Origin of the sequence: Lysinibacillus sp. OL1 (assembly GCF_004332175.1) — a bacterium.
GTDB classification, from domain to species: Bacteria; Bacillota; Bacilli; order Bacillales_A; family Planococcaceae; genus Lysinibacillus; species Lysinibacillus capsici.
Map to the genome: position 1 here is coordinate 156,581 of NZ_SJDS01000010.1, position 13,745 is coordinate 170,325.

Annotated in this window: 13 protein-coding genes and 1 other annotated feature; all 13 genes read left to right on the forward strand. The window is 39.1% G+C overall.

Translation table 11 applies throughout. From position 1 onward, the window contains the following. The first annotated feature begins 8 nt into the window (after nucleotides 1-8). The 13 genes from rpmG (at nucleotide 9) to rpsG (ending at nucleotide 13,717) form a co-directional block, all read left to right on the forward strand. A complete protein-coding gene (gene rpmG, locus EW028_RS17710; RefSeq protein ID WP_004233588.1) occupies nucleotides 9-155 on the forward strand; it encodes a 50S ribosomal protein L33 in 147 nt (48 codons plus the stop codon). A gap of 48 nt (nucleotides 156-203) precedes the next feature. Then, nucleotides 204-389, forward strand: a complete 186-nt coding sequence (gene secE, locus EW028_RS17715; protein WP_004233589.1) for a preprotein translocase subunit SecE — start codon at nucleotides 204-206, stop codon at nucleotides 387-389. 355 nt (nucleotides 390-744) lie between these two features. After that, entirely contained in the window at nucleotides 745-1,278 is a 534-nt protein-coding gene (gene nusG, locus EW028_RS17720; protein WP_004233590.1) for a transcription termination/antitermination protein NusG, read from the forward strand. Between the two features lie 229 nt (nucleotides 1,279-1,507). After that, entirely contained in the window at nucleotides 1,508-1,933 is a 426-nt protein-coding gene (gene rplK / locus EW028_RS17725) for a 50S ribosomal protein L11 (RefSeq protein WP_004233593.1), read from the forward strand. A gap of 116 nt (nucleotides 1,934-2,049) precedes the next feature. Next, a complete protein-coding gene (rplA, locus tag EW028_RS17730) occupies nucleotides 2,050-2,748 on the forward strand; it encodes a 50S ribosomal protein L1 (protein ID WP_004233594.1) in 699 nt (232 codons plus the stop codon). A gap of 53 nt (nucleotides 2,749-2,801) precedes the next feature. Next, nucleotides 2,802-2,947: a sequence feature (ribosomal protein L10 leader region), on the forward strand. A gap of 32 nt (nucleotides 2,948-2,979) precedes the next feature. Continuing rightward, nucleotides 2,980-3,480 carry a 50S ribosomal protein L10 gene (rplJ, locus tag EW028_RS17735; RefSeq protein ID WP_004233596.1) on the forward strand — a complete coding sequence of 167 codons (501 nt, stop codon included), beginning with the start codon at nucleotides 2,980-2,982 and terminating at the stop codon, nucleotides 3,478-3,480. A gap of 73 nt (nucleotides 3,481-3,553) precedes the next feature. Next, entirely contained in the window at nucleotides 3,554-3,913 is a 360-nt protein-coding gene (gene rplL / locus EW028_RS17740; RefSeq protein WP_004233598.1) for a 50S ribosomal protein L7/L12, read from the forward strand. 76 nt (nucleotides 3,914-3,989) lie between these two features. Beyond that, on the forward strand, nucleotides 3,990-4,592 hold the full coding sequence (locus tag EW028_RS17745; RefSeq protein ID WP_131521814.1) for a class I SAM-dependent methyltransferase: 603 nt from the start codon (nucleotides 3,990-3,992) through the stop codon (nucleotides 4,590-4,592). Between the two features lie 242 nt (nucleotides 4,593-4,834). Further along, entirely contained in the window at nucleotides 4,835-8,410 is a 3,576-nt protein-coding gene (rpoB, locus tag EW028_RS17750) for a DNA-directed RNA polymerase subunit beta (RefSeq protein ID WP_176408505.1), read from the forward strand. A 202-nt stretch (nucleotides 8,411-8,612) separates the two neighbouring features. After that, nucleotides 8,613-12,296 (forward strand): DNA-directed RNA polymerase subunit beta', encoded by a 3,684-nt coding sequence (gene rpoC / locus EW028_RS17755; protein WP_131521815.1) that lies wholly within the window; start codon nucleotides 8,613-8,615, stop codon nucleotides 12,294-12,296. A gap of 138 nt (nucleotides 12,297-12,434) precedes the next feature. Continuing rightward, nucleotides 12,435-12,683 (forward strand): ribosomal L7Ae/L30e/S12e/Gadd45 family protein, encoded by a 249-nt coding sequence (locus EW028_RS17760; protein WP_004233607.1) that lies wholly within the window; start codon nucleotides 12,435-12,437, stop codon nucleotides 12,681-12,683. Nucleotides 12,684-12,782: 99 nt separating this feature from the next. After that, on the forward strand, nucleotides 12,783-13,202 hold the full coding sequence (rpsL, locus tag EW028_RS17765; RefSeq protein WP_004233609.1) for a 30S ribosomal protein S12: 420 nt from the start codon (nucleotides 12,783-12,785) through the stop codon (nucleotides 13,200-13,202). Between the two features lie 44 nt (nucleotides 13,203-13,246). Beyond that, entirely contained in the window at nucleotides 13,247-13,717 is a 471-nt protein-coding gene (rpsG, locus tag EW028_RS17770) for a 30S ribosomal protein S7 (RefSeq protein ID WP_004233610.1), read from the forward strand. Nucleotides 13,718-13,745 lie beyond the last annotated feature (28 nt).

Consider the following 13,745-nt stretch of genomic DNA (forward strand, 5'->3'; position numbering starts at 1 on the left):
GTGATTATATGGCAAAAAAAGTCGTGCTAAATTGTGAGAAATGTGGTTCGAGAAATTACACGTTCCCAGCTAAAGAAGGTTCAACTGTACGTCTCGAATTAAAGAAATTTTGCTCACACTGCAATGAACATACAATGCATAAACAAACGCTATAAAATGATATGTAAATAGACAGATTTGATTGATTCGGAGGTTAAGCTAGAATGGGCAAGATCAAAAGCTTTTTCAGCGATGTAATGTCAGAAATGCGCAAAACAAGCTGGCCGAAAAGTAAAGAACTGACGAAGTATACAGTCGTTGTAATTTCAACTGTTGTCATTATGGCTTTATTTTTTGTGTTAGTTGACTTAGGTATTTCATCATTATTCCGCTGGTACTTAGATTTATAATTTAGTAAATAGCATATTTTTGAAATAGCCCGTCCATTGCAATAACGGGTTTTTTCGTTTGTTTTATCTTCATTCAGCAGAAAACTCCATCTAAATTGGATCGATGAGATGGGTGAAGTGAAGCGCAAAGCAGTAAAATCTCCTCATTATGATAAATACTACTAGGAGAGTATGATAGTAGCGATAGATGACTATGCTAGTTTCGGTATATATCATCGAGCTTTCGCAAGCAATTAGCGAAAGCTATATTTTTCTAATGAGATGTTTGTGAAAAGAGTAAAAATGCATTGAGCGTATCGCGATTCATTTTCACTTTTATTTGTAAGGGAGGGACGGACGAGGAGTCCTAGTAGTTATGGAGAAAAATTGGTATGTTGTTCATACGTATTCAGGGTATGAAAACCGTGTAAAAGCAAACCTAGAGAAACGTGTAGAAACAATGGGAATGCAAGATAAAATCTTCCGTGTGATTGTTCCTGAGCATGAAGAAACAGAAATGAAAGATGGAAAAAAACGTACAATGATGCGTAAAGTTTTCCCTGGTTATGTGTTAGTAGAGTTAATCATGACAGATGACTCTTGGTATGTAGTTCGAAATACGCCTGGTGTTACGGGCTTTATCGGTTCATCAGGTGGAGGAGCAAAACCAACACCGTTATTACCTGAAGAAGCAGATCGTTTACTGCAACAAATGGGTATGACTGATAAAGTTGTTGAAGTGGACATTACTGTTGGTGAAGCAGTAGAAGTATTAGAAGGGCCGTTTGCTCATTTCCAAGGGCGTGTTGAAGAAATTGACACAGAAAAAGGTAAAATTAAAGTGACGGTTGATATGTTTGGTCGCGAAACGATTATGGAGCTAGATTTCGAACAAGTTCAAAAATTATAGTTCTAAGAATAGAACTTTACATGCAAATTGGTAGATGTTTCGCAGATTTTGTTAATTACTACTTGCTTAAAAAAATTAAAAGTGGTATCATTTCATAGGTCAGACTGTCATACTTTTGTTTGACGTCTGTAATGATAATTTTAATGTTATCGGCACTTAGCTGACAGACAGATATTGAGTGGGAGGGGCAACCCAATTACCACATCACGGACTTAAGGAGGTGTGTCTCGTGGCTAAAAAAGTTATTAAAGTTGTTAAACTTCAAATCCCTGCTGGTAAAGCTAACCCAGCTCCACCGGTTGGTCCTGCATTAGGTCAAGCGGGTGTGAACATCATGGGATTCTGTAAAGAATTTAATGCGCGTACTGCTGATCAAGCTGGTCTTATTATCCCAGTTGAAATTTCAGTATTCGAGGATCGTTCTTTCACTTTCATTACAAAAACTCCACCTGCAGCAGTTCTACTTAAAGTAGCAGCTGGTATCCAATCTGGATCTGGTGAACCAAACCGTAAAAAAGTGGCAACGGTTAAACGTGATAAAGTTCGCGAAATCGCTGAAACTAAAATGCCAGACCTTAACGCTGCTTCAGTAGAAGCTGCTATGTTAATGGTTGAAGGTACTGCACGAAGCATGGGTATTGTTATCGAAGACTAATCCCATTTACTTGATGTTTTGTTTTTTGGAAGGTTGCGAAGTTTCTTTGTGAACACGCAACCTTTATTCGTGGGAGGTAAAATCCGCTATAACCACAATCAAGGAGGAAATATATAATGGCTAAAAAAGGTAAAAAACTGCAAGATGCAGCGAAATTAATTGATCGTAACGCACTATACACTGCACAAGAAGCAATCGAACTTGCTCAAAAAACTAGCACAGTAAACTTCGACGCTACTGTAGAAGTTGCTTTCCGCTTAGGTATTGATACTCGTAAAAACGACCAACAAATCCGTGGTGCAGTAGTGCTACCAAACGGTACTGGTAAAACTCAACGTGTATTAGTATTTGCAAAAGGTGAAAAACTTAAAGAAGCTGAAGCAGCTGGTGCTGACTATGTAGGCGATGCAGAATACATCCAAAAAATCCAACAAGGTTGGTTTGACTTCGATGTAATCGTAGCAACTCCTGACATGATGGGTGAAGTTGGTAAACTTGGTCGTGTATTAGGACCTAAAGGTTTAATGCCAAACCCTAAAACTGGTACAGTTACTTTCGATGTAACAAAAGCTATCGAAGAAATCAAAGCTGGTAAAGTAGAATACCGTGCTGATAAAGCTGGTATTATCCACGCTCCTATCGGTAAAGTTTCTTTCTCAGCAGAAAAATTAGTAGAAAACTTCTTAGCTGTTTTTGATGTAGTACAAAAAGCAAAACCTGCTGCAGCTAAAGGTACTTACATGAAATCTGTAAATGTTACAACTACAATGGGTCCAGCGGTTAAAATTGACGCTTCTAACGTAGTAGTAAAATAATTTATATATATGTATTGACGATAGTGGCTATACGTGATACTATAGTTGCTGTTGTGAATTATCCATTTGTACCGTAGACAGTAGGAGTGACTTGTCACTTAATGTTCCTACCGAGGACATCGGAATTCAGATTCTTATTTAAAGATGATGACTTTCAGCCTCTGTGTCTATTTGACTCGGAGGCTTTTCTTTTGTCGGTATAAATGACCCATTCTAATAGGAGGTGTCATCATGAGCAAAGCAATCGAAAACAAACAAGTACAAGTTCAAGAGATTACTGAAAAATTCCAAGGCGCTGCTTCTGTAGTAGTTGTGGATTACCGTGGTCTTAATGTTGCACAAGTAACAGAGCTTCGTAAACAACTTCGTGAAGCTGGCGTTGAGTTCAAAGTTTACAAAAACACTTTAACTCGTCGTGCTGCTGAAGCTGCTGGCCTTGAAGGAATCAACGACGTATTAGTTGGTCCTAACGCAATTGCGTTCTCAAATGAAGATGTTGTAGCGCCTGCTAAAATCATCAACGAGTTCGCTAAGAAAAACGAAGCTTTAGAAATTAAAGCTGGTATTATTGAAGGTACTATCTCTTCTGTTGAAGATGTTAAAGCACTTGCAGAACTTCCATCACGCGAAGGTCTACTTTCTATGCTTTTATCTGTACTTCAAGCTCCAGTGCGTAACTTCGCACTTGCAACAAAAGCTGTTGCAGAACAAAAAGAAGAACAAGGCGCGTAATTTAGTACGCACTAATACTTCTGCGGCCTGATCGCAAAAAAATAAAACATTATCCAATTAGGAGGAAATTATAATGAATAAAGAGCAAATCTTAGAAGCTATCAAAGCTATGACAGTTCTTGAATTAAACGATTTAGTAAAAGCTATCGAAGAAGAATTCGGTGTAACAGCTGCTGCTCCAGTAGCAGTAGTTGCTGGCGGTGCTGCTGCAGCTGAAGAAAAAACAGAATTTGACGTAGTATTAGCATCTGCTGGTGCAGAAAAAATCAAAGTAATCAAAGTGGTTCGTGAAATCACTGGTTTAGGTCTTAAAGAAGCTAAAGAAGTAGTAGATAACGCTCCTAAAGCTCTTAAAGAAGGCGTTTCTAAAGATGAAGCTGAAGAAATCAAAGCTAAACTTGAAGAAGTTGGCGCATCTGTAGAAGTTAAGTAATCTCGCGTTACTTTTTAACAAAAGGAAAGCTCGTCATTTTGGCGAGCTTTTTTCTTCATTCTGAGGAGGCGTGAAAATGTCAGATCACTATTATACAAGTAAGCCTCAAACTGAAAGTAAACCACGTCACTGGACATTCAAGTTACTAGGGCATACGTTTTCATTTGAAACGGATGCTGGTGTATTTAGTAAAAGCGAAGTAGATTTTGGATCCCGTGTTTTAATAGACGCTTTTCAAATGCCTGATATTGATGGTGCGATTTTTGATGTAGGTTGTGGATACGGGCCGATAGGGTTATCGATTGCCAAAGCTAATCCAGACCGTACCGTTTTTATGATGGATATTAATGAACGTGCAGTTGCGCTTTCGCAAAAAAATGCGCAAGTGAACGGTGTTCAAAATGTGCGAATATTTGTGAGTGACGGCCTATCGATGGTTGATAAAGATGTAGATGCAGCAGCTATCTTAACGAATCCACCAATTCGTGCGGGGAAGGAAACGATTTTCCGCTTTTACGATGGAGCTTACGATCGGCTAGTGTCTTCGGGTGAGCTCTGGGTAGTCATTCAGAAGAAACAAGGAGCGCCATCGACAGTAAGTTACTTAGAAGAAAAGTTTTCAGAAGTCGATGTAGTAGAAAAGAAAAAAGGGTACTGGATAGTACGCGCAAAAAAATAAATGAAATATGTATAATTTATTGACTTGACAAATCGGCTATGATAATATGATACAATGCAAAAATATTATTTTGAGGTCGTATGCCCTTTTTGTATAGAATTGTTTTAATATGGGTATACTTGCCAAGATAAGTTTAGTTAACCGAAAATGAGATCTTTTTGAAGACTCGTTTTCTTTTTGTCTTTCGAAATCATACACTATTTGTATGATTTTGCAAAGACCTAATATCGCTTTATTGAGGGGTGAATGAGTTGACAGGTCAACTAGTTCAGTACGGACAACACCGCCAGCGTAGAAGCTTTGCGCGTATTAAAGAGGTGCTTGAGCTTCCAAATCTGATTGAGATTCAAACGGCGTCTTACGAGTGGTTCCTTGAAGAAGGTTTACGTGAAATGTTCCGTGACATTTCGCCGATCGAGGACTTTACAGGTAATCTTTCATTAGAATTCATCGATTATTCATTAGGTGAGCCTAAATATGATGTTGATGAGTGTAAAGAGCGAGATGTTACTTACGCAGCTCCATTACGTGTGAAAGTACGTCTTTACAACAAAGAAACAGACGAAGTGAAAGAACAAGATGTCTTCATGGGTGATTTCCCGTTAATGACAGAAACAGGTACGTTCATTATCAACGGTGCTGAACGTGTTATCGTTTCACAATTAGTTCGTTCACCAAGTGTGTATTTCCATGATAAAACTGATAAAAACGGTAAAAAGGGCTTTGGAGCTACAGTTATTCCAAACCGTGGTGCTTGGTTAGAGTATGAAACTGATGCGAAAGACGTAGTTTATGTGCGAATTGATCGTACTCGTAAGCTACCAGTAACAGTGTTACTACGCGCATTAGGTTTTGGTTCAGATCAAGAAATTATCGATATTATCGGTGATAACGAGTATCTACGTAATACGTTAGAAAAAGATAACTCTGAAAGTACAGAAAAAGCGCTTTTAGAAATCTACGAACGTTTACGTCCAGGTGAGCCACCAACAGTAGAAAGTGCGAAGAGTTTATTATACTCTCGTTTCTTCGACGCTAAACGCTATGATTTAGCGAATGTTGGTCGCTACAAAATGAATAAAAAGCTTCACATTAAAAATCGTTTATTCAACCAAACGATTGCTGAAACGCTTGTAGATCCAGAAACAGGCGAAATTTTAGTAGAAAAAGGTACAGTACTAGATCGTCGTACTTTAGATAAAATTCTACCTTACCTAGAAGATTCATCAAAAGGTATTGGTTACCGCACTTTATCACAAGTCGGTGGAGTACTTGAAGATGATGTAACCATCCAATCTATTAAGATTTATGCTCCAAAGGATGAAGCGCAAAAAGAAATCAATATTATTGGTAATGCGTACATTGATGAAGAAGTGAAGAATATTACACCTGCTGATGTTTTATCTTCAGTAAGCTATTTCTTTAACTTACTTTATCAAGTAGGTGCAACAGATGATATTGACCATTTAGGTAACCGTCGCCTACGTTCTGTTGGTGAGTTACTACAAAACCAATTCCGTATCGGTTTGTCTCGTATGGAACGTGTAGTACGCGAGCGTATGTCAATTAATGACACAGCTGCGATCGTACCACAACAATTAATCAATATTCGTCCAGTGATTGCGTCCATTAAAGAGTTCTTCGGAAGCTCTCAATTATCACAATTCATGGACCAAACAAATCCATTAGCAGAGTTAACGCATAAACGTCGTCTATCTGCATTAGGTCCTGGTGGTTTAACGCGTGAGCGCGCTGGCTTCGAAGTACGTGACGTTCACTACTCTCACTATGGTCGTATGTGTCCAATCGAGACACCAGAGGGTCCAAACATTGGGTTAATTAACTCATTATCTTCATTTGCCAAAGTAAATAAATTTGGCTTCATTGAGACACCTTATCGTCGTATTGACCACGAAACAGGTCGAGTAACGGAGCAAATTGATTATTTAACAGCTGATGAAGAAGATAACTACTATGTAGCACAAGCAAATTCACCGTTAAATCCAGATGGTACTTTTGCAAATGATGAAGTAGTAGGTCGTTTCCGTGGTGATAACACGGTATTCAATAAAGCACAAATGGACTACATGGATGTATCTCCTAAACAAGTTGTTTCTGCAGCGACTGCATGTATACCGTTCTTAGAAAACGATGACTCGAACCGTGCACTTATGGGTGCCAACATGCAACGTCAAGCAGTTCCACTACTTAACCCAGAAGCACCATTCGTTGGTACTGGTATGGAACATGTTGATGCGCGTGATTCAGGTGCAGCTGTAGTAGCGAAGTATGATGGTATTGTTGAGCATGTTGAAGCTCGCTCTATCCATGTACGCCGCATTGAAGTTGTAGACGGCAAAGAGGTTAAAGGCGATTTAACAAAATATAAATTACAGAAGTTCATTCGTTCTAACCAAGGTACTTCATATAACCAACGCCCACTTGTAAAAGTAGGCGAACGTGTGAAACCTCGTGACATTTTAGCAGATGGTCCATCAATGGAAAAAGGCGAACTAGCTCTTGGACGTAACGTACTGGTTGCCTTCATGACTTGGAACGGCTTTAACTATGAGGATGCTGTTATTATGAGTGAGCGCCTTGTAAAAGACGATGTCTATACATCTGTTCATATTGAAGAATATGAATCAGAATCTCGTGATACAAAGCTTGGACCAGAAGAAATCACTCGTGATATTCCAAACGTCGGAGAAGATGCACTTCGTAACCTAGACGAACGTGGTATTATCCGTATCGGTGCGGAAGTACGTGACGGTGATATTCTTGTAGGGAAAGTAACGCCTAAAGGGGTTACAGAATTAACGGCTGAAGAGCGTTTATTACATGCAATCTTCGGTGAAAAGGCTCGTGAGGTTCGTGATACTTCATTACGTGTACCACACGGTGCTGGCGGTATCATTCTTGATGTTAAAGTATTTAACCGTGAAGATGGCGATGAATTACCACCAGGTGTTAACCAATTAGTTCGTGCTTACATTGTTCAAAAACGTAAAATTCGTGTTGGGGACAAAATGGCCGGACGTCATGGTAACAAAGGGGTTATCTCTCGTATCTTACCAGAAGAAGATATGCCATTCATGCCAGATGGCACGCCTGTTGATATCATGTTAAATCCACTTGGTGTACCTTCCCGTATGAATATCGGACAAGTTTTAGAGTTACACTTAGGTATGGCTTCTCGTTACCTAGGCGTTCACATGGCAACACCAGTATTTGATGGTGCTAATGAAGAAGACGTTTGGGAAACAATGGAAGAGGCTGGCATGAACCGTGACGGTAAAACAATCCTGTATGATGGACGTTCTGGTGAACCATTCGATAACCGTGTATCAGTAGGTATCATGTATATGATCAAACTAGCTCACATGGTTGATGATAAACTTCATGCACGTTCAACTGGTCCTTACTCACTTGTTACGCAACAACCACTTGGTGGTAAAGCGCAATTTGGTGGACAACGTTTTGGTGAGATGGAGGTATGGGCACTTGAAGCTTATGGTGCTGCGTATACACTTCAAGAAATCTTAACGGTTAAATCTGATGACGTTGTTGGTCGTGTGAAAACATATGAAGCCATCGTTAAAGGTGAAAGTGTACCAGAGCCAGGTGTTCCTGAGTCATTCAAAGTATTGATTAAAGAACTTCAATCTCTTGGTATGGATGTTAAGATGTTAACAGTTAATGATGAAGAAGTAGAGCTTCGCGATTTAGACGAAGAAGACGATCTTCAGCCAGCTGATGCACTTAACATTGCACCACAGCCAGATACAGAAGAAGAGCCAGTAGAGTCTTTTGAATAATGGAAAACCAAATTCACAAATGTGAATCTGGTCAAACTTATTTTTCAAATTAGCCGGGCAGGATTTAACGCCCTGCCTGGCTTTTTCTTTTAATAAATCATTCTATTTCTAATCCTTTGCCAAAGAGGCAATCTTTGCAAACGATTATCGAGCTGCGTAAAAGAGTCTTTATAAAGACCTATACTAGAGGGAGGTAGGCTCCTTGATAGACGTTAATGAATTTGAATATATGAAAATTGGTTTAGCATCACCTGACAAGATTCGTTCTTGGTCATATGGAGAGGTTAAAAAACCTGAAACAATTAACTACCGTACACTAAAACCAGAAAAAGATGGTTTATTCTGTGAGCGTATTTTTGGTCCAACTAAGGACTGGGAGTGTCACTGTGGGAAATATAAACGTGTACGCTATAAAGGCGTAGTTTGTGATCGCTGTGGCGTTGAAGTAACACGTGCTAAAGTTCGTCGTGAACGTATGGGACATATCGAATTAGCAGCACCAGTTTCTCATATCTGGTACTTCAAAGGTATTCCTAGCCGTATGGGTCTAATTTTAGATATGTCACCTCGTGCTCTTGAAGAAGTTATCTATTTCGCTTCATACGTTGTGATCGATGCAGGTGCTACTAATTTAGAAAGTAAACAATTACTTTCTGAAAAAGAGTATCGTGCATACCGTGAAAAATTCGGTAATACATTCGAAGCATCAATGGGTGCAGAAGCAATCAAAAAATTATTAGGTAAAATCGACCTAGAAGATGAAACACAATCTTTAAAAGAGGAGTTAAAATCTGCTCAAGGTCAAAGACGTACTCGTGCCATTAAACGTCTAGAAGTTGTTGAATCTTTCCGTAACTCAGGAAACTCACCTGAATGGATGATTCTAGATGTACTACCTGTTATTCCACCAGAGCTTCGTCCAATGGTGCAATTAGATGGTGGTCGTTTCGCGACTTCAGATTTAAACGATTTATACCGTCGTGTAATTAATCGTAATAACCGTTTAAAACGTTTATTAGATTTAGGTGCTCCAAGCATCATCGTACAAAATGAAAAACGTATGTTACAAGAAGCTGTTGATGCATTAATTGATAATGGTCGTCGTGGACGTCCTGTAACAGGTCCTGGTAACCGTCCATTAAAATCCCTTTCACATATGTTGAAAGGTAAACAAGGTCGTTTCCGTCAAAATCTACTTGGTAAACGTGTTGACTACTCTGGTCGTTCGGTTATCGTAGTAGGTCCAAACTTAAAAATGTACCAATGTGGCTTACCAAAAGAAATGGCTATCGAATTATTCAAGCCATTCGTTATGAAAGAATTAGTAGAGCGTGGTCTTGCTCATAACATTAAATCTGCTAAACGTAAAATCGAGCGTTTAAATAACGACGTATGGGACGTTTTAGAAGATGTTATCCGTGAGCATCCAGTATTATTAAACCGTGCACCAACGCTTCACCGTCTTGGAATTCAAGCATTTGAACCAACACTAGTTGAAGGTCGTGCTATTCGTCTTCACCCATTAGTATGTACAGCCTATAATGCTGACTTTGATGGTGACCAAATGGCGGTTCACGTACCATTATCAGCTGAAGCTCAAGCTGAAGCTCGTCTTCTAATGCTTGCTGCACAAAACATCTTGAATCCAAAAGACGGTAAACCTGTTGTAACACCTTCTCAAGATATGGTATTAGGAAACTACTACTTAACACTTGAACGTGAAGGCGCACGCGGTGAAGGTACTGTTTTCTATGGTCCAAATGAAGTTTTAATTGCCTATGATACAGGTCATGTACACTTGCATACACGTATCGCAATTAAAGCAAGTTCATTAAATAATCCGACATTCACTGAAGAACAAAATAATATGTTCTTATTAACAACTGTCGGTAAAGTAATCTTTAATGAAATCTTGCCAGAATCATTCCCTTATATTAATGAGCCAACTGATTTCAACTTAGAGCAAGTAACACCAGAAAAATACTTTGCTAAGTTAACAATTGATGAAGAAACACTTAAAGAGCTTGAATCAGATAGTGCTTATAATAATTTAGATGAAAAAGGGAAAATTGATGCACAACGTACAGCTGTATTGCGTAAATACTTTGCATCAGTACCTGTTGTAAACCCATTCCGTAAGAAATTCTTAGGAAATATCATTGCTGAAGTATTTAAACGTTTCCACATTACGGAAACATCTAAAATGCTTGACCGTATGAAAAACCTAGGTTTCAAATATTCAACACGTGCAGGTATTACTGTAGGTGTATCTGATATCGTGGTATTACCTGATAAAGGTGAAATTTTAGCAGAAGCTCAAGAGAAAGTAGATAAAGTTCAAGCGCAATTCCGTCGTGGTTTCATTACTGAGGATGAGCGTTATGATCGCGTTATTTCAAGCTGGAGTGCTGCAAAAGATGAAATTCAAGCGAAGCTGATGAAGTCACTTGAGAAAACAAACCCAATTTTCATGATGTCTGATTCAGGTGCCCGTGGTAATGCATCTAACTTTACTCAGCTAGCTGGTATGCGTGGTCTGATGGCCAACCCGGCTGGTCGTATTATCGAACTTCCAATCAAATCTTCATTCCGTGAAGGTTTAACAGTATTAGAGTACTTCATCTCAACTCACGGTGCTCGTAAAGGTCTTGCCGATACAGCCCTAAAAACTGCCGATTCAGGTTACTTAACGCGTCGTCTTGTTGACGTTGCACAAGATGTTATCGTTCGTGAAGATGACTGTGGTACTGACCGTGGCTTAACGATTGGTGCATTAATGGAAGGCACAGAGTTAATTGAAGCTCTAGATGAACGTATTGTTGGTCGTCATACGAAGAAAACTATCTTCCACCCTGAAACTGGTGAAGTAATTCTTGCAAAAGACGGTTTAATCGACCAAGATATCGCTCGTGCAATTATCGAGGCTGGTATTGAAGAAGTGACAATCCGTTCAGCATTTACATGTAATACAAAACACGGCGTTTGTAAAAAATGTTACGGCATGAACTTGGCGACAGGTGAGAAGGTTGAAGTTGGGGAAGCAGTTGGTATTATTGCGGCTCAATCAATCGGTGAACCAGGTACACAGTTAACAATGCGTACATTCCATACAGGTGGGGTTGCCGGTGATGATATTACACAAGGTCTTCCACGTATCCAAGAGATCTTTGAAGCACGTAATCCAAAAGGTCAATCTGTTATTTCAGAAATTGCTGGTACGGTTTCAGATATCACAGAAATTCGTGAAGGCTTAAAAGAAATTACAATTCAAGGTGACGTAGAAACTCGTAAGTATCAAGCACCTTATAACGCTCGTTTGAAAGTTATCGAAGGTGATAATGTAGAACGTGGTCAAGTTTTAACAGAAGGTTCTATCGATCCAAAACAATTGCTAAAAGTCAAAGACGTTTCAACTGTTCAAGAATATTTATTAAAAGAAGTTCAAAAAGTATACCGTATGCAAGGTGTAGAAATTGGGGATAAACACATTGAGGTAATGGTTCGCCAAATGCTTCGTAAAGTGCGTGTAATTGAAGCTGGAGATACAGAATTACTACCTGGCTCATTATTAGACATCCACCAATTCACAGAGGCAAACGTAGACGCTGTGATGAATGGCAAAAACCCTGCAACTTGTCGTCCTGTTATCCTTGGTATTACAAAAGCTTCTCTTGAAACAGAATCATTCTTATCTGCAGCATCGTTCCAAGAAACAACACGCGTGTTAACAGATGCAGCAATTAAGGGTAAACGTGACGAGCTTCTTGGATTAAAAGAGAACGTAATTATTGGTAAACTTGTTCCTGCAGGTACTGGTATGCAACGTTATCGTCAAATCCGCATCGAAAAAGATGAGCTTGACACAGAAGTCGTTTCTGCTGAATAAACATTAAATTAGGCCGAAGAGATGCATATTTTCATCATCTCTTCGGACTTTTTCAAGATATTAGTTGACAGTGTAAATGAGTAATGATAATATATTGAAGGTTGATAGTTAACTGTCTGTACTTCGGAGGATATGTAAATGTCTTATGATAAAGTAAGGGCTAGTCAAACAATCATAGGTACAAAGCAAGCAGTAAAAGCAATGCGAGCTGGTTCAGTGAAAGAACTTTTTGTGGCACTTGATGCAGACAATTGGGTAACCGATTCGGCCATATCTTTCGCGAGAGAAATCGGTATACCAGTTATTCTTGTTGAGTCCAAAAAGGAACTGGGCAAAGCCTGTGGAATCCATGTTGGAGCTGCGGTAGTTGCGATTACTGTAGAGTAGTTTTTGTGTAAAATGCACAAAGACTTTGTTTTTACCCAAAAAATGAACCACCTGGATGTGTGGTATTAAAAAAAGAAGGAATGAAGGGAGGAAAAATCGATGCCTACAATTAACCAATTGGTACGTAAGCCTCGTAAATCTAAAATCACGAAATCAAATTCACCAGCGTTAAACAAAGGATATAACTCATTTAAAAAATCTTTAACTGATGTTAAATCTCCACAAAAACGTGGTGTTTGTACTCGTGTAGGTACAATGACGCCTAAAAAACCAAACTCAGCGTTACGTAAATACGCTCGTGTACGTTTAACTAACCAAATCGAGGTTACAGCGTACATTCCTGGTGAAGGCCACAACTTACAAGAGCACAGTGTTGTTCTTATCCGTGGCGGTCGTGTAAAAGACTTACCGGGTGTTCGTTACCATATCGTTCGTGGTGCTCTTGATACTGCTGGTGTAAACGGTCGTATGCAATCACGTTCTTTATACGGTACAAAACGCCCTAAAGAAAAAAAATAATTTAAATCCCACAATATATTTACTCAATGAAAGGAGGAAAACACATGCCTCGTAAAGGTCCTGTTTCCAAACGTGACGTGTTACCAGATCCAATTTATAATTCAAAACTAGTAACTCGTTTAATCAATAAAATGATGATTGATGGTAAAAGAGGTACTTCTCAAAAGATTTTATACGGTGCGTTCGAACTAGTTAAAGAACGTTCTGGTCAAGATCCAATCGAAGTATTCGAAGCTGCTCTAAATAACGTAATGCCAGTTCTTGAAGTACGTGCTCGCCGTGTTGGTGGTTCTAACTACCAAGTACCAGTTGAAGTACGCCCAGAACGTCGTACAACTTTAGGTCTTCGTTACCTAGTTAACTATTCTCGTCTTCGTGGTGAAAAAACTATGGAAGAGCGTTTAGCTAACGAAATCCTTGATGCTTCTAACAACACTGGTGCATCAGTTAAGAAACGTGAAGATATGCACAAAATGGCAGAAGCGAACAAAGCATTCGCTCACTACCGTTGGTAATCTAAACATAGCATAAGCCCAATATGGA